Here is a 22,044-nt window from a genome sequence, read left to right as displayed (position 1 = left end):
TTGCCTATGAAGCAACGAAGAACGCACGTTTACCAGAATGTAGGCATGTCTTCGATTTAAGTTGAGACGTCTAACGTCCCATTTTCGGAATACATATATTTGGCAGAACGGACCAGGATCAGGACTGTTTCTGTCAATGGACGAAGACGCTACTGCCAATCACAACTCGCACTCCGTCCAGTTGGACCCGGAGTTGGAGGCGGCCAAAGCCCTCTACCGGTCCGGGGATGAGGCCGACGCTGTACCCCTATTCAAAAAGCTTGCGGAGTCCGGCTCGGCGCCGGCGATGACATGGGTCGGATATGTCTATCTGAAAGGCAAAGGTGTAGCGGTCGACACCGCGGCGGCGCTTGAATGGTTTTTGAAAGCCGCGGAAGCAGACGACGCGGAGGCCATGGGCTGGATCGGCAACATTTATTTCAGAGGCAGCGGTGTCGACGTGGACAAGGCCACGGCATACCAGTGGTATGCGAAGGCGGCGGATGCAGGTGATGCCAGCGCGATGTCCTGGCTCGGTTACATGCTCTCGCAAGGGATCGGAGTGCCCGTCAATCTCGATGCAGCACGCCTTTGGTTCTCCAAGTCGGCAGAATTGGGGGACGCTGACGGCCAATACAACTATGGATCGGTTCTAGCGGCAGCGGGCGAACACGAAGAATCAGATCGGTGGTTGCGAAAAGCAGCGGCACAGGACCATAAGCCTTCGATCAAATGGCAGCACCAACGTGAAGCTCACAACCTCCTGACTGCAAAACGCTATGCGGAGGCTTTACCTGTCTTCGAAAAGCTTGCCGAGGAAGGCGATGCATGGGCTCACGAATGCCTAGGGTATATCTACTTCTGTGCCTGTGGTGTCGCCAAGAATTTTGGCCAGGCGGTCCGGCATTACGAGGCAGCTTACGAAGGTGGCCGGCACGCGGTCGCAAACATCGCGGGGGTCGCAAACTTCCGGGCTGGCCGTCCAGAGGTGGCGCTGAAGTGGTTGCGGACAGAGACAAGCAAGCCGATCTCCTCACTCTACTGGCAGTTCAGGGTCCTGGACACGAACCCGCAGCTGGAACGCCACGCGGGCGAGTGCAATGAGCTTCTGCTGAAGGCGGCCAATGCCGGTCATCTTTTTGCGCAACGCGCGCTTGCAATGCGGATGATCAAGGGCCGAGGGAACTTTGGTACCCGGCTTCAAGGGCTTCGAATGTTCTTCGGGATCTTCCCGCAAGTGGTGCGGATTGCCGGCAGCGATCAGTACGACGAGCGCCTCCATTAGCCAAATGGGGCGGTGAATTCACCGAGCCTTCCCGCCCCCTACCCCTCCACAGTCTCCAGCACGCTCAGCAGCGTGCCTTCCATGTCGGGCTCGTCGCCGGAACACACGCACAGCATCTCTGCGTCGCCTTCGCCCACCGAGAGGTAGGCGTGGCCCATGGTGGAATCGATGTAGACGCTTTCGCCCTCCTTGAGCCGCACCGGCGCGTACTGGTCGGTGTGCAGTTCGATCTCGCCCTTGAGCACGATCAGGAATTCCTCGCCGGCATGCCTGGTCAGCGGGCCGAACTCCTCCGGCGTGCGGGCGCGCGCATAGGCGCGGATCGGCACCATGCGCTTGCGCACCAGGTCGGTGGCCAGATAGCGGTAGTCGTAGTTGCGGGTCAGCTGACGCAGCGTGTTGGCCGGCGAGGTCACCGAGCGGCGCGTGCGCGACGCCGGCTGCTTGCGGTCGCCGCTGAGCAGCTCCGTCACATGGATGCCGAGCCCCTCGCAGATCTGCAGGAGCTTGTCGTAGCTCAGCGACATCTGGTCGTTCTCGACCTTGGACAGCGTCGACACCGCGACGCCGGTGAGCGTGCTGACCTCCTGCAAGGTCCAGCCATGCGTCTTTCTCAGGGCACGCAGACAATCACCGAGGTTCGGTTGCTCCGACATCATCAGCTCCATGGCGCGGCCACCCGTCGCTCGTTTGCTCTAGGTAGTCGAACTCCCCGCCGCCATCAACAATACCAACAATTTTCTTATACGCTAAATATTGACTGGATACGAAAAAATTTTTACGACTGGTGGATGCAGTCGAAGTCTCCCCAAAAAATCGTCGTCATCGGTGGTGGCATTGCCGGCCTGTCGCTGGCCGCGGCCGTGCGGGACTGGGCTGATGTCATCGTCATCGAGCGTGAGCCGCATCTGGGCTACCACGCCAGCGGCCGCTCCGCCGCCCTGTTCACCGAGACCTATGGCAACCGGGTGGTACGCGGGCTGACGCTGGCCAGCCGGCAGGCCATCGTCGAGGGCGGGTTCGTCGCCCACCGGCGTGGCGCCCTGCATGTCGGCTGGCGCGGCGACGACGCGGCGATAGACCGGCTTGCCGGCGAATTGCGGGCGCTGGTGCCGAGCGTGCGCCGCCTCTCCGCGGCCGAACTGCACACGCTGGTTTCGGTCATTGCCACGGAGGCTACCTGCGGCGGCGTCTATGAGCCGGACGCGATGGATGTCGACACGGGCAAGATGCTGGGGTCAAGCGCCTCGGCGCTGAAGGCCAGCGGCGGCATCATCCGCACCGGCGAGGAAGTCCGCGAGATCGCCCATGCTGGAGACGGCTTCCGCATCACCACCAGTGCCGGCGAGCATCGGGCCGACATCGTCGTCAATGCCGCCGGCGCCTGGGTCGATGTCGTCGCCGGCCTTGCCGGACTCTCCGGCCTTGGCTTCCAGCCGAAACGGCGTACCGCCTTCCTGTTCGACCCGCTCGCGGGCATCGACATTTCCGGCTGGCCGCTGGTGGTCGATTTGCACGAACAATTCTACTTCAAGCCCGATGCCGGCAGGCTGATCGGCTCGCTCGCCGACGAAACGGACTCCGAGCCTTGCGACGCCTGGCCCGAAGACATCGACATCGCTATCGCTGTCGACCGCATCGAGCAGGCGACGTCGATGCGCATCGGCCGGCCCTCGACGCCGTGGGCGGGCCTGCGCACCTTCGCGCCCGACCGCACGCCGGTCGCCGGCTTCGACCCGCGCCTGCCCGGCTTCTTCTGGCTCGGCGGCCAGGGCGGCTACGGCTTCCAGGTGTCGCTGACGCTGGCCAGGCTGAGCTCGGCGCTGATGCGCGGCCAGCCCTTGCCGGCGGATGTCACCGCGCTCGGCGTCACCGCCGCGGCGCTGGCGCCGGACCGCTTCCTCGTCCCGGCGGCAACGCCATGAAGTTCATGCCCTTCCCTCAACCCCGAAAGTGTCATCAGGAGCGTTTGCGATGAAATCCACCGTTCTGCGCGCAGTGCTTGCCTCGACCCTTCTGGCCTCGTCCGTCCTTCTCGGCGGGCAGGCCTACGCCAAGACGCTGGTCTATTGTTCGGAAGCCAATCCGGAGACCTTCAACCCGGCGATCGGCATCGCCGATTCCACCATGGACGCCGCCGCCAAGACGATCTTCAACCGGCTGGTCGAATTCAAGCCGGGCACGACGGAGGTCGGGCCGGCGCTGGCCGAGAGCTGGGATGTCTCCCCGGACGGCAAGACCTACACCTTCCACCTGCGCCACGGCGTGAAGTTCCAGTCGAACGAGCATTTCACCCCGACGCGTGATTTCAACGCCGACGACGTGCTCTACACCTTCAACCGCCAGCGCGACGCCAACAATCCCTACCACAAGCTCGGCGGCGGCACTTACGAGTACTTCAACGCGCTGGGCATGGGCACGCTCATCGACAAGATCGACAAGGTCGACGACTACACGGTGCGCTTCACGCTGACATCAGCCAACGTCACCTTCCTGGCCGGGCTGGCGCTTGACTATCTCTCGATCCTGTCGCTGGAGCAGACCGAGAAGATGGTGGCTGCCGGCACGCCGGAACTGATCGACAGCCAGCCGGTGGGCACCGGCCCGTTCATGCTCGAGGCCTATGTGCCCGACAGCCAGGTCCGCTACACCGCCAACAAGGATTACTGGCGCGGCGCGCCGAAGATCGACACGCTGGTCTTCGCCATCACGCCCGAGCCGACCACCCGCGTCGAGCGCATCAAGGCCAATGAATGCCAGATCGCCGCCCCGCCGCCGCCAAGCGCGGTGGCCGACCTGCGCGCCGATCCCGACATCACGGTGCTCGATCTCAAGGGCCAGAACATCGGCATCCTCGGCTTCAATGTCGAACACCAGCCGCTGGGCGATGTGCGCGTGCGCACCGCGCTGGCCAAGGCCATCGACCGCAAGGCGATCGTCGAGGCCGTCTATGCCGGCGCGGGCACGGTCGCCGGCAGCGTCGTGCCGCCGGCGCAGCTCGGTGCCGTCACCGATGCCGGCATCGACTATGATCCCGACGGCGCCAAGAAGCTGCTGAAGGAAGCCGGGCACGAAAGCGGGCTGAAGATCAGCCTCTGGGCGATGCCGGTGTCGCGTCCCTACAATCCCAATGCCAAGCGTATGGCCGAGATGATCCAGGCCGACTGGGCCAAGGTTGGTGTCCAGTCGGAGATCGTCAGCTTCGAATGGGGCGAATACCTCAAGCGTACCGCGGCGGGCGAGCAGGACACCTTCCTGCTCGGCGGCAGCAGCGACAATGGCGATCCCGACAACATGCTGAGCTACCTCTTGTCCTGTGACGGCGTGAAGGGCGGCTCCAACCGCTCGCGCTGGTGCGACAAGGATTTCGAGAAGCTGCTGAACGAAGGCCGCGTCGCCGCCGACCCGAAGGAACGCGCCGCGATCTACGGCAAGGCGCAGGCCATCCTGAAGGCGGAAGTGCCGGTGGCCCCGATCGCTCATTCCATGGTGGCGATCCCGATCCGCAAGAGCGTGCTCAACTACGTGCTCGACCCCTTCGGCCGGCAGAATTTCGCCGCGGTCGATATAGCGGAGTGAGGCTCGGCTCCTCGTGGTCCATCCTTCGGCAGGATGGACCACGACATCCATGAAACCAGCAATTTAGCGGCGAAAGCAGAATCGATGCGTGAAAATTTGAACGCCCTCCTCGACAGTTACCTCGCCGATGGCGCGGTAGGCGCCTCGCTGGCCTATGCGCGAAACGGCGCGACACCGACCGCCCTCGCATCAGGGCTTGCCGACCGGCAAAGCGGGGCCGGCGTCACATCGGACCAACTGTTCAAGATCGGCAGTTGCACCAAGACCTTCGTCGCGGCGGCACTGGTCAAGCTCGCCGAGACCGGCAAGCTCGATCTCGGCGCGCCGATCTCCGCCTGGTTCCCGGACCTGCCAGGCGCCAGGGATGTTTCGGTGCGCCAGCTGATCAACCATCGCAGCGGGCTGCCGGAATTCGAATATTACATTCCGATGGACCCAAGCCGGCGGTGGACGCCGCAGCAGCTGGTCGATATCGCCTTCGCCTCCGACAGGCAGAAGGCCCCGGGCGGTCCGGCCGTCTACAACAACACCGGCTATGTGCTGGCCGGCATGGTGATCGAGGCCGTCACCGGCCAGTCGCTGGGCGCCTATGTCAGAAGCGCGATCCTGCAGCCGCTCGGCCTGAAAAACACCTGGTCGCCGGCGACCGAAGCGTTTCCGGAAAAATCGATGGTGCGCGGTTACTACCACCGGCCGCCGCCGGCGCCGAACGCGCCCACCGACATCGCCTCGGGCGGCGAGATGTGGCGCATGGACGGCGTTCTGCCCTATTCCGACGCCTTGCAGGATTCCTCCGATTCCTTCCCCTTCGGCGCCGCCTATGGCTGCGGCGACATGGTGTCGACCCCGTCCGACATGGTGGGCTTCATGCGCGGCCTGTTTTCCGGCGGGCTGCTGTCGCCGCCCTTCTTCGCGGAGATGTTCGAACACCGCGTGCCGGCGAGCTTTCCCGGCACACGCATGCGCGAAACCGGCGCCGGCATGTTCCAGAGCGCCTATGCCGACCGCGCCTTCTACGGCCACCAGGGCAGCATTCCGGGCTATGTCGCCGTCATGCTGCATGACCCGGAAACGGATCTCACCATCGCCATGACCAGCAATGTCGGCTCCGGCAACCGCCTCTCCTTCCAGGCCAGCGGCCTCCATCCAGTGGTCGATCAAGCGATCCGGATCATTCTCGAGTAAGCTGAGCACGCGATCGCGAAGAAAGACGTGATGCCGCGATCGTTGCGGTTGGTGCGCTCGCAACTGGCATGCCGCGCAGGGATATGAGACGCTGCCTGATTCCCGGACGCGAGATGCCGCCATGAAGCTCACTCTGCCGCTGCTGTTGAGCCTCAATGGCGGTTATGTCGACACGGCGGGCTTCCTGGCGCTGCAGGGCCTGTTCACCGCGCATGTGACGGGGAACTTCGTCACCCTGGGCGCCTCGCTGGTGCTCGGCATTTCGGGTGTGCTGGCAAAGCTCCTGGCGCTGCCGGTGTTCTGCATCGTCGTCATCCTGACCCGGCTGGCCGGCGAACATCTGCGCCGGCATGGCCGGCCGGCGCTCGGGCCGCTATTGGGAACCAAACTGGCGCTGCTTGTCGTCGGGGCCGCCCTGGCGATCCGCTTTGGCCCCTTCGCCAGTGGCGACAGCGCGGCCGCGATCCTCACCGGCATGGTGCTGGTCGCCGCCATGGCGATCCAGAACGCCGTGCATCGGGTCCATCTGGCGGCAGCCCCGCCCTCGACGCTGATGACCGGCACCACCACCCAGATCATGATCGACCTCGCCGACCTCATCGGCGTCCCGGCGCCGGAGACCCGTCCGGCGCTTGTTGCCCGCCTGCGGCGCATGGCGGCGGCGGTCGCCGTGTTCGCCGCCGGCTGCGCGGCAGCCGCCCTCGGCTTCGCCTTCGTCAATGTCTGGTGCTTCGTCGTTCCGCCGGTGATCGCGCTGGCAGCGCTGGTGCTGCGGCTCGCGGCGCCGGACGAGACGAGGCAATAGGATCAGCCCCGCGACGAGAAAATCGCCACCGCCGCCGCAACGATTTCGGCATTGTCCTTCGCCACCGTTCCATCGGCCAGCGTCTTGCCGTCTTCCAGCCCGACCCGCGTCGACCAGCGCTTTTGGCGCGCGAGCTCCACGAACGGCCAGACCGTGGCGTCGACGCCATGCAGCAGGATCGGCCGCCGCATTTCGGCGCGTTCGAGCACGGCGCCGATGCCTCGAGCCTCGTCGAGCGCCGCCGCCAGGTCCTGTATGTCGATCTCGATCAGGACGCGCAGCACCCGGTTGCGGTCGGCAAGCGCCACGAAGCGCTCGGCATCCTCCGTCGTGGCAAGCCCGGCCTCGATGCCGACGCCGCGCTGGCGCAACAGCTCCATCACGGCGGGCGCGTCGGCTTCCGACAGATTGACAGAGGCGTAGTCGGGCAGCTCGCGCCAGCCGGCGATCGCCGCGCGGGTCAGCCCGACATCGTTCTCGATCCAGGCGCCGGTCGACACACCGACAAGCGTGCCCGGGCAAGCCCGGCGCACCGCCAGCACCGTCGCGTCGACGGCGGCCAGGCTTTCGCGCCCCTCGGCGCCGCGCGGATGGATGTGCAGTTCGCCGGCGCCGGCGGCGACGCAGGCCGCGGCATCGCTTGCCATGGCCTGCACGTCGAGCGGCAGCTTCGGGTGGAAATCGCGCGGACGCGCGCCGTTGATGCAGGCCTGGACGATCATGAATGTCACCTCGGGCAAGGAAGTCACAGTCTAGCCGTGCGGCCAGGCAAGGCAAAGAGTTGCGCGGTGTCTCTCCTGACAGCGGGGCAAGGTCCGGCGGCATTTGAATAAAAAACGCCTGTGGATATTTACCCAGCGTTCCGGCGGGCGAGCCAAGATAAATTAGGGCGAGATCATGGAGGGACCATTGACCAGTGATTTTTCAGCCGCCCGCATCCATCTCGAACGCGCCTATCACTATCTGCGCGGCAATGACGAGACGAGCCGCTCGACATGCGAGGCCCTCGACCTCCTCATCGAGACGGTGGCGGAAGCCCAGCACAGGCGGCCCGGGACCGGAGTGCTGGACTTTCCTCAGGCGACGATGCGGCAACCCAGCTGATGTAAGCGACAGGCATCAGGATGCCTTGCGGGCACCGCTTGCCGGCCGGGCCGCACGTGCCACGATCTGCTCCAGCGGTTCGGGCCGGTGCAGCAGGAAGCCCTGGCCGAAATCGACGCCCATTGCCTGCAGGATGCCGAGCGTCTCCACCTGCTCGATCTTCTCGGCCACGACGGCGCAGCCGACGCTGCGGGCAATGCCTGATATGGCGGAGACGATCTCGCGGTCGAAGCGGCTCTCGGCGATGTGCTCGATGAAGGAACCATCGATCTTGATGGCATCGACCGGAAAACGCCTGAGATATTCGAACGAACTCATGCCGGCGCCGAAATCGTCGAGGCTGACCTTGCAGCGCCGCTCGCGCGCCTTGCGCACGAACGCCTCGGCGGCGTCGAAATTGGTGACGGCGGCGGTCTCGGTGATCTCGAATCCGATGCCGGAATGCGGCGCCCCGGTTTGCTCGATGATGCTGTCGACGAAATCCCACAACCCCGGGTCGCTCAGCGTCTGCGCCGAGAGGTTGAAGCCGAGCGTGATCGCGCCGGACCTCATGGCCGCGCCATGCTGCGAGAGCGCGGTGCGGATGATCCAGCGATCGAGCCTGGCGGCAATGCCGAAGCGCTCGGCCGCCGGTATGAATTCGCTGGGCGGGATCAGCTTGCCGCCGCGCCCGGCAAGCCGCGCCAGCACCTCGACATGGCGGCTTTCCTGCCAGGGCCGGCCCAGCCGGTGGATCTCCTGGCCGAACAGTTTCAGCCGGCCGTCCTCCATGGCGTCGACCGTATCGGCGGCGAGCCGTGCCGCGTTGAGGCCGCCCGAAGCGGCCTCGGCCGAAAACACCGCGAAACGGTCGCGCCCGGCGGCCTTGGCCGCGTAGCAAGCATCGTCGGCGCAGGCCAGCGCGTCGGCAACCGTGGTGGCTCGGTCATCGACGATCGCGATGCCGATGCTCGCCGCAAGCCGGCGCGAGGTCACGGCGAGGCCGAGATCGGCGCCGCGCACGGCCGCCAGGATGGCGCCGGCCAGCCGCTCGGCCTGCGCGGTGTCGCAATGGGGCACCAGCAGGGCGAACTCGTCGCCGCCCAGCCGCGCCGCATGCGCCGATGGCGGCAGGCAGCGGCCGATGCCCGCCGCCACGCTCTTCAGCGCGAGATCGCCGGCGGCGTGGCCGGCGAAGTCGTTGAGCGCCTTGAAGTAGTCGAGATCGACGTAGAACACCGCCAGCGGCATGCCCGTGGCGATATGGTCGGCAAGCAGCCTGTCGAAGGCGGCGCGGTTCCACAGGCCTGTCAGCGCGTCGTGACGCGCGGCGAAGGCAAGCTCCTGCTCGCGCAGCTTGTCCTCGGTGATGTCGCGCACCGTGCCGAGGACCTGGCCGGCAGCGCCCGCGGCGGCGACGAAACGCACCAGCGATTCGATATGGCGGATCTCGCCGTCGCGCTTGATGATGCGGTATTGCGAGGCGGTGACGCCGTCCGATCCGGGTATCGGCTGGTGCGCGCGCTCGGTGGCTTCCTTGTCGTCAGGGTGCAGAAAGCTGTGCCAGAGGTCGGCGGGCACCTCGTCGGCATCCGCGGCGACGCCGAATATGGCCCTGGTGCGGGCGTCCCAATAGCTCCTGTGGGTGGCGATGTCGTAGTGCCAGATGCCGGTGCCGCTGGCGGCGAGCGCCAGCCGGAAGCGCATCGTGACTTGTTCGAGCGCGGCTTCGGCAGCCTTCTGCTTCGAGATGTCGGTCTGCACGCCCATCAGCCGCAGCGGCCGCCCGTCCGTGCCGCGCTCGACGATACCACCGCGATCGAGCACCCACACCCAGTGCCCCTGCTTGTGCTTCAGCCTGAGTTCGGTCTCGATGATATCGGTTAGCCCGGCGATGTGGCGGTCGCCACTGGCCAGCGCCCGCTCGCGATCTTCGGGATGGGTGAGTTGCAGCCACAGGTCGCTGGCGTTGGCGAGTTCATCTTCCCCGTAACCCAGCATTCGCGCCCAGGTCGCCGAATAGAAGCAGTCGCCGCTGCGAAGATCCCAGTCCCAGACGCCAAGATGAGCGCGTTCCAGGGCCTTGGCCCAGAACGCTCCATTGCGACTTTTCTTGCCCGGACGCGCCATAGTCTGTTTCGCTTGCCCCACCCAAGGGCAATCTGCGCCAAAACCAGAGAAGAAACAGTTACCGGAGGGGCGGATTGCCATGTCTGGAAGGTCAGCGGCCCGTCAAGGCGTCCACGCTGCTTGCCGCAACGGGCGGCCCGTCAATTTATCTCGACCGTTGACACGCCACTGGCCGCCGTCACGCTGGACAGCTTTTCGCGCCTTTCGAGCCTCGGCTTTTCGTAGTCGCCCCACACACCTGCCTTCCGCCATCGGACGAAGCGATTGTAGCAAGTGGTACAGGGGCCGTATCGCTCTGGCAGATCGCGCCAGGGCGCACCCGATCGCAGCACCCAGAAGATGCCGTTCAGCACCCGGCGGCCGTCTACGCACGGCACTCCTCGCGGCTTGTTAGGCAACAGCGGCTCGATCGCGCGCCATTCGAGGTCAGTGGAAGTGGCGAATGCTCTTTGATTGGGCTATGATTTTGGGGAAAGCTTGGGGCTATCCTTGATGTCGCGAACCGAAGAAAGCCAAATCAATGCTGTGGTTGAGGCCTACGTCCTGGCCATGTCCGCTGCCGACGAACAGAAGCTGCGAGCGGCGTTTCACGCATCAGCATCAATCATCGGCAACTACCAAGGCGCGGTCGAATGGTTGAGCGCCGATGCCTATGTGGGCGAGGTGATGGGCGCCGGCTTGGCACCGAACAGCAGCCCCAACTGGAAAGTCTCGTTGCTCGACATCACGGTCGACGCAGCCACGGTGAAGGTTGAGGACGAGTTCGGGAGCATGAAGTTCACCGACTATCTTTCCCTGCTCAAGATCGCCGGAGAGTGGAAGATCGTCAGCAAGCTCTACCACCTTCACACGTAGGATGGTCCTCATCTGCGATCATTGCTGCGATGAACGCAGGCGGCAACGCGATCTCCATATTGGCTTTGAGATCGAGATCCGAGGAACGCGATGCACCTGACGGCCGAACTCATCGCACTGATTGAGCGGAAGGAACCAGATCCTGGTCCCGAGGCTGGCACCGCCGAACACACTGCTGGCGATTTCGCGTCGATGGCCGATGCAATGCTGGCTCAACACGATCCAGAGCACCTGTGGGTTTTCGCCTATGGTTCCTTGATCTGGAACCCGGAGTTTGAGACGGTCGAACAACGCCGTGCCGTCGCAGCCGGATGGCACCGATCCTTTTGTCTGAAGCTGACAAGATGGCGAGGCACACGCGAGCTTCCTGCCCTCATGCTGGCACTCGACCGCGGCGGCTCCTGCGTGGGAATTGCGTATCGCTTGCCACCCGGCGACAAGCAAGGGCAGATCGTCCGGCTGCTTGAACGTGAGATCGATGCAAATCCTCCAACGAATGTGCCTCGATGGATAGACGTTTCAACAGATGAAGGACGTTTCAAAGCTCTCGCCTTCATAGCTTTGCGCAGTGGCGGCGCTTACGCTGGCAAGAGGCCTCTATCGGAGGTCGCCAGTGTGCTTTCTCAAGCGGCTGGGCACTGGGGGTCCGCGGCGCAGTATGCGTTCAACACCATCAACAAGCTGGAAGAACATGGAATCCGCGACAGAAACCTGTGGCAAATCCAGAAGCTGATGGCCGCCGAAATCCAGGCTCGTCAACGCAGTCGACGCTTTCCCTGAAGTCTGCTTCCACTCCCATGTCGGTTTTTCCGCATTTATGACTTCACGGCCTAGGCGGTGGCCCCTTGGTTGAAGCTGGGAGCCGTCCAGGGCGTTCGGAAGCGGCCCGCGACATCGTCAATACTAACGACGATATCTTCGTCAACGATTCCTTGATAAAAAAGGAAGAATTATAGACGTCTAATATTTCAACTTTTACCTTTGCCAAGTGTAACTGAATAGTAATACACAATATGCGAAATACCCATCAATAATGCTTTGGGCAGATGGCGGGACGTCCCTCAATGACTGCGCACACCGGGCAACAGGGCCGCGATCGCCGATCCCTTGCCGTTTTCGACGTGGACATCGCGGTGACCAGGAGCGGCTGGCTGCTGACCGCCCTTTGCCTTACCCCTATCGCGGCGGCGATTTGCCTGCGGCCGGAGCGTTATCTGCGGCTGTCCATACAGTATTTCGGGACATTCCTCAGCGTGCTGCCGGTGCTCCTGGTGGTTGGCCTCGGGCTGGCGGCCCTTATGTATGGCAGGCCCAGGCCGACAAGGTTCATGGTGCGGGTGCTCAGGGAACGTGGCCTGGCGGCCGCGCGGGTCGTCCTGCTGTTCTTTCTCGGCATCACCGCTTTCACGACGTTCAGGATCACCATACCGGAGGTCGTGCCTTACTATGCCGATCCCAAGCTGGCAGAACTCGACCATTGGCTGCATGGCATCGATCCCTGGGTATGGACGCACCGCATCGTTTCAGAGCCCGCCTCCATGCTGGTTTTCAAGGCCTACATGTCCTGGTGGTTCATGCAATGGTTCGGCGTCATGCTCTTCGTCGCCTTCTGGAACAATCCCGCCCGGCGCATCCGCTATTTTTGGGCGTTCGCGCTCACCATGATGTCGTGCGGAGCCGTTCTTGCGACCGTGCTGTCATCCACCGGGCCGATATTCTACGACCGGTTCTACGGCGGTGACCGATTTGCCGGGGTGCTGGCCGCGTTGCTGGCGGACCCGCATGCCTTGCCGGTGAGGTTCGCCGCCAACTATCTGCTCGATGCACACGACAACGGCAGGTCCCAGTTGGGCACCGGCATCACCGCGATGCCCAGCATGCATGTCGCCATCGCCACGCTCAATGCTCTCTTCCTCACCGGTTTCGGCCGCCGCTGGGCCGTCGCCGGCTGGTCTTTCGCAGCACTCATCCTGTTCGGCTCGGTCTATACCGGCTGGCACTATGCCGTGGACGGCTACCTTTCGATCCTTGTCGTGTCGGCGATCTGGTATCTGACGGGGCGTTTCGTCCTGCCGCAAGCGAGCCGGGAAACCGTCGGGATGGATCTGCCGCTGCCCGAACCGGTGTCGCAATGACCGGGCCCGGCTGAGGCCGGTAAACCGCCCCGCGGCCTTTCGGCCAGGCGGCCTCGGCGCCGCCTGGCCTTGGCTGGCTACTGGCTCGGCGCCATGGTGTGTTCGCAAGACACTTTCGGGTTCATGTCGGCGAAAGTGCCGGTCGGGTTGCCCCTTCCAGGCCCAGACATGCAGCTCGTAGAATTCACCAAGGCCGTAGCGGTTGGGCGCGCTGTTGAAGTTGAACAGCTGTCCGTCCAGCGACGCCGGCCCCTTCGAGGTGATGTATTCGACCGCCACCGACCTGCACACGATGACGGCGATCTGGATGGGGTTGCTGACCGTCGAGAAGGCCGGCGCCAAGGTCTCCCTGACCGGCGACCAGGCCATCGGCAGGAAGATGCAGACCTGGCTCGGGCTCAGCCCGTTCGCGGTGGAGCCCAAACGCGCGGCGTAGGAGGGTCTGGCGGCGGCTTAGGCGCGCTTGCGGCCCCTGTCATTTGCGAGGTGATAGGGTTGCACGAGGACTTCTGCAGGAATGTTCCATTCCTTGTTCAGTTTGAAGACCATATCCAGGGTGAGAGCCCGCTTCCTGTTCAGCACCTCAGTCGCCCGAGGCGATGATCCGATCACCTCGGCCAGAGCCTTTCGCGACAGGCTGAACAGTTGCATGTGCGATTGAATGGCTTCAACGGGATCGGGCGCTTCGATCGGGTAGTGCTTGTCCTCATAAGCCTCGATCAGCGTTGCGAGGACATCGAAGCGGTCACCATCGAGGGAGCCGACCTCCGGCTCATTATCGAAATATTTGGTGATTTCGGCAATCGCCCAATCATAATCGGCTTCGGTCTTAATGGGTCGAATATTCTCCATCACACCTTCTCCGGATCAACCTTGTCATACTCTCGATGCGTCCCGACGAATTTGATCAGAACGCGGTGAAACTTGTAGGCGACGTGGACAATCAAGCGGTACTTGTTGCCGCCAACGTCGAAAATGACGCGATTGTCGCCCACGAAATCGACTGTCGCTCCAAATGCGTTTTTGATGTCTGTCGGAGTCTTCCAGTCAGCATTGCTGACAGCCACATACCAAGCCGTCAAAGGAGCTTCGGCCTGATTGTGTTTGGCCCAAAAATCCTTCAGCGCTTTCTTGGCGATGATCTGCATGTCCCGATATAGCAACTTCCCAAATTGGGAACAAGAGGAATCTTCCCAATCTGGGAAGACCCGTGAGGCATCCTGACAGTTGGCAGGAAACGGGTGGCGAGCCCGGCTTCGCTAGGCTTCAATGCGGCCATGTTCGTCACCTTGGCCAGAGATCTAAAATCCACGCCGCTGCCGGTCACGGATGATCCGCGTTGGGCGCGCATCGTCGCGCGCGACAAATTGGCGGACGGGCAATTTTGGTATTCCGTGGCGACGACCGGCGTCTATTGCCGGCCCTCCTGCCCGTCGCGGCAGGCCAACCCTGCCAATGTGCAACTGCACGACACGCTGGCTCAGGCGAAGGCGACCGGCTTTCGCGCCTGCCGGCGCTGCAACCCGGATGGTCGATCGCTCGAGGCCGGCAATGCCGCGATGGTTGCCGATGCCTGCCGCAGGATCGAACAATGCGAGGAAGAGCCCTCGCTCGCCGAACTCGCCGATGCCGCCGGCCGCAGCGCCGGCTATTTCCACCGCATCTTCAAGGCGACCACCGGGCTGACGCCGAAGGACTATGCCGCCGCGCACCGCGCCGCCCGGGTCCGCCAGGGGTTGGAGGACGGCGCCAGCGTGACGGCCGCGATCTACGACGCCGGCTTCAATTCGAGCGGGCGCTTCTACGAAAAATCGACCGGCATGCTCGGCATGACGCCGACGCGCTACCGCGCCGGCGGCACCAACGAGGATATCCGCTTCGCCGTCGGCGAGACCTCGCTCGGCACCATACTGGTGGCGTCGAGCCGCAAGGGCGTCGCCTCGATCCTGCTCGGCGACGACCCGGACACGCTGGTGCGCGACCTGCAGGACCGTTTCCCCAGGGCCCGGCTGATCGGCGGCGAACGCGACTACGAGGCGCTGGTCGCCCGCGTCGTCGGCTTCGTCGAGGCCCCACAGTTCGGTCTCGACCTGCCGCTCGACGTGCGCGGCACCGCGTTCCAGCAGCGCGTCTGGCGGGCCTTGCGGGATATCCCGGTCGGCAGCACGGTTTCCTACGCCGAGATCGCCGAACGCATCGGCTCGCCCAAGGCAACCCGCGCCGTCGCCGGTGCCTGCGCCGCAAACGCCCACGCGGTCGCGATTCCCTGCCACCGCGTGATCCGCAAGGACGGCGCCCTCTCAGGCTATGCCTGGGGTGCCGAGCGCCGGCGCGCGCTTCTCGACCGCGAGGCGGACGGGACGGCGACCGCCGCCGACAGGGCCGACCGGCCTTCGCGGGCCTGACGAGGATCGGCGATGCGCGCGATGGCAAGGTCCTCCACCACCGGCGCGAACAGCCAGATCGCGGTCAGCCGCCCAGAAGACGCCAAGTCGCTGGTGTTGGCCGCCATCGGCGAACTGGTCGACACCGGCAGGGCGGAATGGAGCCGCACCGCGACAGGTGAGATCGAGCTGCGGCTGTCATCAGGCGAAGTGCTCGTGCTGGGCGAGGTGTCCGTCACGCGTGTGGCATAGGCACACTCAGCGCTCTACGGGGTGCTTACCTTGGCATCGCTAGTCCCTCGAACGCCAAGATCTGAATTTGAAAGCAAGCACCGGAGTGAGCGCCCACCGGCACGCGGCTAGGGTTCAGGCACACAGAAGGAGTAAGGACAATGAACCTGATGCAAACCCACATGCCCGCGACGGCCCGCAACACTGCCACCCTCGACACCATCGCCTATGCCACCGGCCAATCCGCGATCGGCCACATCCTGGCGGCGCGCAGCCCCTTCGGCGTCTGCGCCCTCCTGATCGGCTCCGACGCCGATGCATTGAAACAGGATCTCGCCAGCTGCTTCCCCGGCAAGCCCTTGGCCGAGGACGAGGCCGCCTTGCGCGACGATCTCGCGGCAATAGCGCGCTTCATCGAAACACCTCGCGCCGGCCTCGACCTGCCGCTCGACATGCGTCACGGCACGCCGTTCCAGCAACGGGTCTGGGAGATGCTGCGCACCATACCGTGCGGTGCCACCATCACCTACACCGCGCTTGCCCGGCGCCTTGGCCAGCCGAACGGTGCCCGCGCCGTGGCGATCGCCTGCGCCGCCAACGCGATCGCGCTCGGCATTCCCTGCCATCGTGTTGTCAGAGCCGACGGCACGCAGTCGGGCTACCGCTGGGGCATCGAGCGCAAGCGCGCGCTGCTGGACAAGGAGGCCGCGATATGAACGCCCATGCCAAGGTTGCCACATCCGTGGTCGAAGCCGCGGAGACCCGCATCGCCGGCTATGACTGGCCGGCCCTTGCAGCCGAACTCGACGGCTTCGGCTGCGCGGTGATGCAAAAGCTGCTCTCACCCGAGGAGTGCCGGCGGATCGCCGGCCTCTACCCCCAGGAGCAGCATTTCCGCAGCCATGTCCACATGGCCAGGCACGGTTTCGGCAAGGGCGAATACCGCTATTTCCGCTATCCCTTGCCCGACCTCATCGGCGGCCTGCGCAGCGCGCTCTATCCAAGGCTGGCCGAGGTCGCCAACCGATGGAACGAGCGCATGGGCATCGCCCTGCGCTATCCCGGCACGCATGCCGCGTTTCTCGACCAGTGCCATGCCGCCGGCCAGATCAGGCCGACGCCGCTTCTGCTGCAATATGTGCCCGGCGACTTCAACTGCCTGCACCAGGACCTTTATGGCGACCTCGCCTTCCCCCTTCAGGTGGCGATCCTGCTCTCCGAACCGGGTGAGGATTTCACCGGCGGCGAGTTCGCGCTGACCGAGCAGCGGCCGCGCATGCAGAGCCGCGTCGAAGTGGTGCCGTTGCGCCAGGGCGATGCGGTGGCCTTCGCCGTCCACAACCGGCCGGTGCAGGGAACCAAGGGCAACTACCGCGTCAACCTGCGCCACGGCGTCAGCCGGCTGCGCTCGGGCATGCGCCACACGATCGGCATCATTTTTCACGATGCCAAGTGAGCGCTGCTCAAGCCTCCCAATAGGGCGGATCGCCAAAGGCATCGCGTAGCCATGTGGTGAGCGCGCGCAGTTTGGCGGATCCGCGCCTATCCTCGGGATAGGCGATATAGATGGTGGCTCCTTGCGGCTCGGCGCCGACATCGACGACCGTCAATCGCTTGTCGGCGATTTCGGTCTGGATGAAGTAGGCGGGGAGCAATGCCAGGCCGAGGCCGGCAAGAGCGGCGTCGCGCATCAAGATCCCGTTGTTGACGCGCAGCGCGGTTTGCGGGCGGATCGTCACCAGCCGCCGCGAAATCTTGAACCGCCAGTCGGCGGCGCCCCGGATGGAATAGATGATGCCCTTGTGGCGTTTCAGGTCGTCAGTGGTCGCGGGTCGTCCGAACCGCTCGATATAATCCGGCGAGGCCACCAGGAAGCGCTCGCTGGAAGCCAGCTTCTTGACGATGACAGGTCCGTCATCGACGACCGGCCCGTGACGCACGATGGCATCGTAGCCATCGGCCACCATGCTGACGAAACGATCGTCGAGATCAAGCGTCAGTTCGATCCCCGGGTGCCTGGCCAGGAAGCCATACAGCGCCGGGCCGAGATGGAGGATGCCGAAACTGGTCGGCGCCGATATCCTGAGCGGCCCGGCCAGTTCGCCGCGATGTTCGGCGATTTCGGCGCTGGCATCGGCCACCTCCTGCATGATGCGCTTGGCGCGTTCGTAAAAGCCCCGCCCCGCTTCGGTGATCGAGAGTTTGCGGGTGGTGCGGTCCAGCAGCTTTGTGCCGAGGCTGCGCTCGAGCTCCGACAGCCGCTCGCTGATGACGGACTTGGACAGGCTCATGCGCCTGCCCGCCTCGCTGATCGAACCGGATTCCGCTACGGCGACAAACGCGGCGGCGGCTTCAAGCTTTAGCATTGTTCGGCGTTCCCGAATTCACAATCAGGCGACCGACGCCTAACGAAATCAAGGGCATGGTGCCATAGTTGGAAGGACCGCGATAGGCGGCCACAAAAGCTCGGGGTAATGCATCATGTTTCGTCCTTTGGTTATCGTGCTTGGTCTGCTGTCACTCGCCGCTCCGGCCTCGGCGCGGGTGATCCCGTTTCCGGCGGGCTTCAAGACCCAGTCGATCGAGACCAATGGCACCAGCCTGCATGTGCGCGTCGGCGGACAAGGGCCCGCGGTCATTCTGCTGCACGGCTTCGGCGATACCGGCGACATGTGGGCACCGGCGGCGATAAAGCTGATGAAGGATCACACGGTGATTGTACCGGACCTGCGCGGCATGGGCCTTTCGGCGCATCCGGACAGCGGCTACGCCAAGAAGAACCAGGCGGTCGACATCGCCGGCGTGATGGATGCGCTGAAGATCGACAAGGCCGACCTGGTGACGCACGACATCGGCAACATGGTCGGCTATGCGCTGGCCGCGCAATATCCGAAGCGCATCACGAAATGGGTTGTCATCGACGCACCGCTGCCGGGCATAGGTGACTGGGACAAGATCAAGCAAAGCCCGCTGCTCTGGCACTTCAACTTCCGCGGCCCCGACATGGAGCGGCTGGTCGCGGGCCGCGAGCGCATCTATCTCGACCGCTTCTACAACGAACTGTCGGCCGACCCGAAGAAGATCGACGAGGCGACGCGCGCCCACTACGCAAAACTCTATGCGCGGCCGCATGCCATGCATGACGCCTTCGAGCAGTTCAAGGCATTCGACCAGGACGCCGTCGACAACCAGGCGATGCTTGCCGCCGGCGGCAAGCTGCCCATGCCGGTGCTCGCGGCCGGCGCGGAGAAATCGGCAGGCACGTCACAGGCCGACATCCTGCGGTTCGTCGCGTCCGACGTGACGGGCGCCATCGTGCCCGCGTCCGGCCATTGGATCATGGAAGAGAACCCGGATGCCACGGTCAAGCTCATCACCGATTTCCTCGCCAGGTAACAACCGACCGGCGATCATCTCGGGCCTGCCGAAACCGATCCCGTGAAGCCAATCCGATGGGTTGCCCCCGCAAGGCGGCCCTCACGACAAAAATGGAGCCATCCGATGTCGTTGTCGCATCTTCTCTTGTCGGGAACCGCCGTCCTGATGGCGATGGCCGGGCCGGCTTCGGCCGCCGGCGCGCCGAAGAAAACGGTGGTGCTGGTGCATGGCGCCTTTGCCGACGGCTCGAGCTGGAGCAAGGTCATCCCCTTGCTGGAGGCCAAGGGGCTCAATGTGGTGGCGGTGCAGAATCCGTTGAGCTCGCTGGCCGCCGATGTCGACGCAACCAGGCGGGTCATCGATGCCCAGCCGGGGCCGGTCATCCTGGTCGGCCATTCCTGGGGCGGCGTCGTCATCAGTCAGGCGGGCGTGAACGACAAGGTCAAGGCGCTGGTCTACGTCGCCGCCTTCGCACCGCCAAAGGGCGTGTCGGTGAACGATCTTGGCAAGGGTCAGCCGCCGCTGCCCTGGGCGAGCGCCCTGGAAGCCGATAGCGGCGGCTATGTCAGGCTAAGCGCCGGAGGCGTCGCCAGACATTTCGCGCAGGACCTGCCGCCACAGGAAATCAGCCTGATCGCAGCCACGCAAGGTCCGCCCTTTGCCGGTATCTTCGACGAGAAGCTCACGGCCGCCGCCTATGAGACCAAGCCGAGCTTCTACATCGTCGCCAGCCACGACGGCATGATACCGCCGGCGGCCGAAGCTGCGATGGCCAAGGCGATAGGCGCCGAGGTGACCGAGCTTGCGACCAGCCACGTTCCGATGCTCTCCAAACCGCGCGAGGTGGCCGATGTCATTCTGGCGGCGGCCGACTCGGTGAAATAGGAGGCGGGCCGGATCGGTCCGTCACCCGTCCGCCAAGACCATCTCCAGGATCCAGGGGCAGGCATAATAGTCTGCTATGCGATCGATGACGCCGCCATCGGCATGGATGCGCACCAGATAGGCCGGCCGCCACGCCTCGCCCTGCAGCCTGTCGACGACCAGCACGGCCTCCCCTTCGATCGCATCTTGCCGCATGCGCCAGGGCTCGCCGCGCTCGTATTCGACGAAATAGGGCGAGCGGGAGAGCAGGCCATTGTAGCAGTCCGAAACCCGCAGCCGGGCATCGGCGCTGGTCAGTGCCCGCACACCGTCCCAGTCCCTGGCATTGAAGAGCTCGACATAGCGGCCGAGCAGCCGCGCCAGTTCGGGGTCGTGCGCGGGTGCCGCGACCGGTTGCGCCGGCAAGGCGGCGAGCTTGGCGCGGCCGCGATTGAGCGCCGACTTGACGCCACCCGATGTCGAGCCGACCAGGTCGGCGATCTCCTCCAGCGAATGGTCGAGGACATCCTTGAGCAACACGCAGGCGCGCTCCTTCGGCGGCAGGTGCACCACCAGCCGCTCGATGGCGCGGCCGGCGCCCGCGCCGGCGGGCTCGATGGGCAGCACGATCTCATCGCTGGCATAGGAGGCTTCGGCCTTGAGCCGCGTGCGACGGTTGCGGATGAAGTCGATGCACCTGTTATGGGCGATGCGGAACAGCCATGGCCGCAATGCCTGTGCATCGTCGAGCAGCCCGATCTTGCGGTAGGCCTCGAACAGCGCCTCCTGCATGATGTCCTCGCCGTCGAGAGCCGAGCCGGTCATGCGCGCGCAGTAGCGGTGCAGACGGACGCGCAAATGCGAGACCGTCTCCAGGAATGCCCTGTAGCGCAGGTCGAACAGGCCTTCGGGATCGAGGCGCGGCTCGATCACCTGCCTCGTTTCACGGGATGTGCGGATCTGCTGGTTCATCGCGGCACGTCGCTTAGAGCAATTCCAGGAAAAGTGTGTAGCGGTTTTCTGTTCGGAATTGCGTCAAAACAAAGAGTTAGAGCAGTTCGCCGTTTCCGTGAAACGGTGAACTGCTCTAACGTCACCGCAGCATCGCGCAAGCGCGGCACATCCACAAGCGCGAAGCTCGCCCGGCTCAGCCGGCGCATGGTCACGCGGCCCTTTCGCCGGCCGCCATGTTGACGGCATCCGGCAGGCCCAGCCTCGGCCGCACCCAGGCGGCGAAGCGGCCGATCGCGTCATCGGCCTCCGGCGCCCGGCCGGCCATCATCTGGAAGGAGTGCAGCATGCCGTCGAAGACATCGAGGCGCGTCTCGATGCCCGCCTGCCGCGCGCGCTCGGCGAACATGCGGCTTTCGTCGACCAGCGTCTCGTCGGCACCGGCCTGCAGGAACACAGGCGGAAAGCCGCTCAAGTCGGCGTAGAGCGCGCTGACCTCCGGATCGAGCCGGTCGCGGTCGCCGATGAAGTTGGTCACCAGCCAGTCGACGGCCTCCCTGGCGAAGGCTGGATCCTTCTTCCGGTTGGTCTCGTAGCTGGCGCCGGTCAGCGCCATGTCGAACCAGCCGGAGATGATCAGCGTGGCGGCTGGCAACGGCCGGCCTTGCGAACGCAGCCGCTGCAGCACGCCATAGGTCAGCACCGCGCCGCAAGAATCGCCGGCAAGCGCGACACGCCTGGGGTCGACGCCCTGGTCGATGAGCCAGTTCCAGGCGGCCATCGCCGCCTCGAGTTGGGCCGGATGCTTGGCCTGATGCGCCAGCGGATAATCGTAGGCCAGTGCCCGGCAGCCGACCGCCTTGGCCAGATGGCCGACCAGCTTGCGGTGCGTGTAGATCGAACCGCCGATGAAGCCGCCGCCATGGGCGTAGAACAGCACGCGCTGCGCGTCGGCGCCCTTCGGCACGATCCATAGCGCCGGCACGCCGCCGGCATCCACCTCGCTATAGTCGACACCGCCCGGCTCGCCGGTCAGCGCCGTCCAATGCGTGTCATTGTGGTCGATGATCGCCTGCGGACTGGTCAGCTTGCCCGCATTGGCGGCGATCGCCGCATAGTGGTTCCTGTTTGCCTCGCTCTCAGTGCTCGCCATGATGGTCTCCCGGGTTACGGATCGCCGACTGCGACCTTCGAGAAGCA

General features: G+C 64.6%; 24 protein-coding genes and 2 pseudogenes. 16 read left to right on the top strand and 10 right to left on the bottom strand.

The window, feature by feature from the left end; all coding sequences use genetic code 11:
- The first annotated feature begins 136 nt into the window (after positions 1-136).
- Positions 137-1,264 (top strand): SEL1-like repeat protein, encoded by a 1,128-nt coding sequence (locus EB231_RS15655; RefSeq protein ID WP_172349601.1) that lies wholly within the window; start codon positions 137-139, stop codon positions 1,262-1,264.
- Positions 1,265-1,302: 38 nt separating this feature from the next.
- Here the strand turns inward: EB231_RS15655 and EB231_RS15650 are convergent, their stop codons facing one another.
- A complete protein-coding gene (locus EB231_RS15650; protein WP_172349600.1) occupies positions 1,303-1,920 on the bottom strand; it encodes a helix-turn-helix domain-containing protein in 618 nt (205 codons plus the stop codon).
- Positions 1,921-2,055: 135 nt separating this feature from the next.
- Here EB231_RS15650 and EB231_RS15645 point away from each other — a divergent pair, with 135 nt between their 5' ends.
- The 4 genes from EB231_RS15645 (at position 2,056) to EB231_RS15630 (ending at position 6,833) form a co-directional block, all read left to right on the top strand.
- The gene (locus EB231_RS15645; RefSeq protein ID WP_172349599.1) at positions 2,056-3,189 is read left to right on the top strand and encodes an NAD(P)/FAD-dependent oxidoreductase; all 1,134 of its coding nucleotides are present in this window, start codon (positions 2,056-2,058) and stop codon (positions 3,187-3,189) included.
- Between the two features lie 49 nt (positions 3,190-3,238).
- Entirely contained in the window at positions 3,239-4,843 is a 1,605-nt protein-coding gene (locus EB231_RS15640; protein ID WP_172349598.1) for an ABC transporter substrate-binding protein, read from the top strand.
- A gap of 84 nt (positions 4,844-4,927) precedes the next feature.
- On the top strand, positions 4,928-6,028 hold the full coding sequence (locus EB231_RS15635) for a serine hydrolase domain-containing protein (RefSeq protein ID WP_172349597.1): 1,101 nt from the start codon (positions 4,928-4,930) through the stop codon (positions 6,026-6,028).
- Positions 6,029-6,149: 121 nt separating this feature from the next.
- A complete protein-coding gene (locus EB231_RS15630; RefSeq protein ID WP_172349596.1) occupies positions 6,150-6,833 on the top strand; it encodes a YoaK family protein in 684 nt (227 codons plus the stop codon).
- Between the two features lie 2 nt (positions 6,834-6,835).
- On the opposite strand, the gene EB231_RS15625 is transcribed toward EB231_RS15630, so the two are convergent.
- Entirely contained in the window at positions 6,836-7,555 is a 720-nt protein-coding gene (locus EB231_RS15625) for a 3-keto-5-aminohexanoate cleavage protein (RefSeq protein ID WP_172349595.1), read from the bottom strand.
- 187 nt (positions 7,556-7,742) lie between these two features.
- On the opposite strand from EB231_RS15625, the gene EB231_RS15620 reads away from it, so the two are divergent.
- The gene (locus EB231_RS15620) at positions 7,743-7,937 is read left to right on the top strand and encodes a hypothetical protein (protein WP_172349594.1); all 195 of its coding nucleotides are present in this window, start codon (positions 7,743-7,745) and stop codon (positions 7,935-7,937) included.
- Positions 7,938-7,952: 15 nt separating this feature from the next.
- Here the strand turns inward: EB231_RS15620 and EB231_RS15615 are convergent, their stop codons facing one another.
- Together EB231_RS15615 and EB231_RS15610 are read right to left on the bottom strand one after the other, a co-directional pair.
- Complete coding sequence (locus EB231_RS15615; RefSeq protein ID WP_172349593.1) at positions 7,953-10,046, bottom strand: EAL domain-containing protein; 2,094 nt, start codon at positions 10,044-10,046, stop codon at positions 7,953-7,955.
- A 230-nt stretch (positions 10,047-10,276) separates the two neighbouring features.
- A pseudogene (locus EB231_RS15610) lies at positions 10,277-10,456 on the bottom strand (transposase); the annotation flags it as partial.
- A gap of 82 nt (positions 10,457-10,538) precedes the next feature.
- Here EB231_RS15610 and EB231_RS15605 point away from each other — a divergent pair.
- From EB231_RS15605 to EB231_RS15595, 3 genes are all read left to right on the top strand, one after another.
- Entirely contained in the window at positions 10,539-10,901 is a 363-nt protein-coding gene (locus EB231_RS15605; protein ID WP_172349592.1) for a nuclear transport factor 2 family protein, read from the top strand.
- 90 nt (positions 10,902-10,991) lie between these two features.
- The gene (locus EB231_RS15600) at positions 10,992-11,681 is read left to right on the top strand and encodes a gamma-glutamylcyclotransferase (protein ID WP_172349591.1); all 690 of its coding nucleotides are present in this window, start codon (positions 10,992-10,994) and stop codon (positions 11,679-11,681) included.
- A gap of 284 nt (positions 11,682-11,965) precedes the next feature.
- A complete protein-coding gene (locus EB231_RS15595) occupies positions 11,966-13,036 on the top strand; it encodes a phosphatase PAP2 family protein (RefSeq protein ID WP_172349590.1) in 1,071 nt (356 codons plus the stop codon).
- Positions 13,037-13,113: 77 nt separating this feature from the next.
- Here the strand turns inward: EB231_RS15595 and EB231_RS35145 are convergent.
- Positions 13,114-13,315 (bottom strand): annotated as a pseudogene (locus tag EB231_RS35145) (hypothetical protein); the annotation flags it as partial.
- On the opposite strand from EB231_RS35145, the gene EB231_RS15590 reads away from it, so the two are divergent.
- Positions 13,251-13,472, top strand: a complete 222-nt coding sequence (locus EB231_RS15590) for a hypothetical protein (RefSeq protein WP_246741060.1) — start codon at positions 13,251-13,253, stop codon at positions 13,470-13,472. The pseudogene EB231_RS35145 and the gene EB231_RS15590 sit on opposite strands and share 65 nt — an antisense overlap.
- A gap of 17 nt (positions 13,473-13,489) precedes the next feature.
- Here EB231_RS15590 and EB231_RS15585 read toward each other — a convergent pair whose 3' ends face one another.
- Together EB231_RS15585 and EB231_RS15580 are read right to left on the bottom strand one after the other, a co-directional pair.
- Positions 13,490-13,888, bottom strand: coding sequence for a helix-turn-helix domain-containing protein (locus EB231_RS15585; protein ID WP_172349589.1), 399 nt, complete (start codon positions 13,886-13,888; stop codon positions 13,490-13,492).
- Entirely contained in the window at positions 13,888-14,184 is a 297-nt protein-coding gene (locus EB231_RS15580; RefSeq protein WP_172349588.1) for a type II toxin-antitoxin system HigB family toxin, read from the bottom strand. The genes EB231_RS15585 and EB231_RS15580 overlap by 1 nt, the downstream gene beginning before the upstream one ends.
- A 129-nt stretch (positions 14,185-14,313) precedes the next feature.
- On the opposite strand from EB231_RS15580, the gene ada reads away from it, so the two are divergent.
- The 4 genes from ada (at position 14,314) to EB231_RS15560 (ending at position 17,107) form a co-directional block, all read left to right on the top strand.
- Complete coding sequence (gene ada / locus EB231_RS15575) at positions 14,314-15,441, top strand: bifunctional DNA-binding transcriptional regulator/O6-methylguanine-DNA methyltransferase Ada (RefSeq protein WP_172349587.1); 1,128 nt, start codon at positions 14,314-14,316, stop codon at positions 15,439-15,441.
- Positions 15,442-15,462: 21 nt separating this feature from the next.
- The gene (locus EB231_RS15570) at positions 15,463-15,672 is read left to right on the top strand and encodes a hypothetical protein (protein WP_246740967.1); all 210 of its coding nucleotides are present in this window, start codon (positions 15,463-15,465) and stop codon (positions 15,670-15,672) included.
- A 140-nt stretch (positions 15,673-15,812) separates the two neighbouring features.
- Entirely contained in the window at positions 15,813-16,367 is a 555-nt protein-coding gene (locus EB231_RS15565; RefSeq protein WP_172349585.1) for a methylated-DNA--[protein]-cysteine S-methyltransferase, read from the top strand.
- Positions 16,364-17,107 (top strand): 2OG-Fe(II) oxygenase, encoded by a 744-nt coding sequence (locus EB231_RS15560; RefSeq protein ID WP_172349584.1) that lies wholly within the window; start codon positions 16,364-16,366, stop codon positions 17,105-17,107. The genes EB231_RS15565 and EB231_RS15560 overlap by 4 nt, the downstream gene beginning before the upstream one ends.
- A gap of 7 nt (positions 17,108-17,114) precedes the next feature.
- On the opposite strand, the gene EB231_RS15555 is transcribed toward EB231_RS15560, so the two are convergent.
- The gene (locus tag EB231_RS15555; protein WP_172349583.1) at positions 17,115-18,017 is read right to left on the bottom strand and encodes a LysR family transcriptional regulator; all 903 of its coding nucleotides are present in this window, start codon (positions 18,015-18,017) and stop codon (positions 17,115-17,117) included.
- 115 nt (positions 18,018-18,132) lie between these two features.
- Between EB231_RS15555 and EB231_RS15550 the strand changes: the two genes are divergently transcribed.
- Positions 18,133-19,047 (top strand): alpha/beta fold hydrolase, encoded by a 915-nt coding sequence (locus EB231_RS15550; protein WP_172349582.1) that lies wholly within the window; start codon positions 18,133-18,135, stop codon positions 19,045-19,047.
- Positions 19,048-19,152: 105 nt separating this feature from the next.
- Positions 19,153-19,914 carry an alpha/beta fold hydrolase gene (locus tag EB231_RS15545; RefSeq protein WP_172349581.1) on the top strand — a complete coding sequence of 254 codons (762 nt, stop codon included), beginning with the start codon at positions 19,153-19,155 and terminating at the stop codon, positions 19,912-19,914.
- Positions 19,915-19,935: 21 nt separating this feature from the next.
- Here EB231_RS15545 and EB231_RS15540 read toward each other — a convergent pair whose 3' ends face one another.
- Positions 19,936-20,865 carry a sigma-70 family RNA polymerase sigma factor gene (locus EB231_RS15540; protein WP_172349580.1) on the bottom strand — a complete coding sequence of 310 codons (930 nt, stop codon included), beginning with the start codon at positions 20,863-20,865 and terminating at the stop codon, positions 19,936-19,938.
- Positions 20,866-21,055: 190 nt separating this feature from the next.
- Entirely contained in the window at positions 21,056-21,997 is a 942-nt protein-coding gene (locus tag EB231_RS15535; RefSeq protein WP_172349579.1) for an alpha/beta hydrolase, read from the bottom strand.
- Between the last annotated feature and the right edge of the window lie 47 nt (positions 21,998-22,044).

The sequence above is a fragment of the Mesorhizobium sp. NZP2298 genome, assembly GCF_013170825.1.
Classification (GTDB): domain Bacteria; phylum Pseudomonadota; class Alphaproteobacteria; order Rhizobiales; family Rhizobiaceae; genus Mesorhizobium.
The sequence above is the reverse complement of the archived record's forward strand: the minus strand, read 5'-3'. Positions and strand labels throughout refer to the sequence as shown.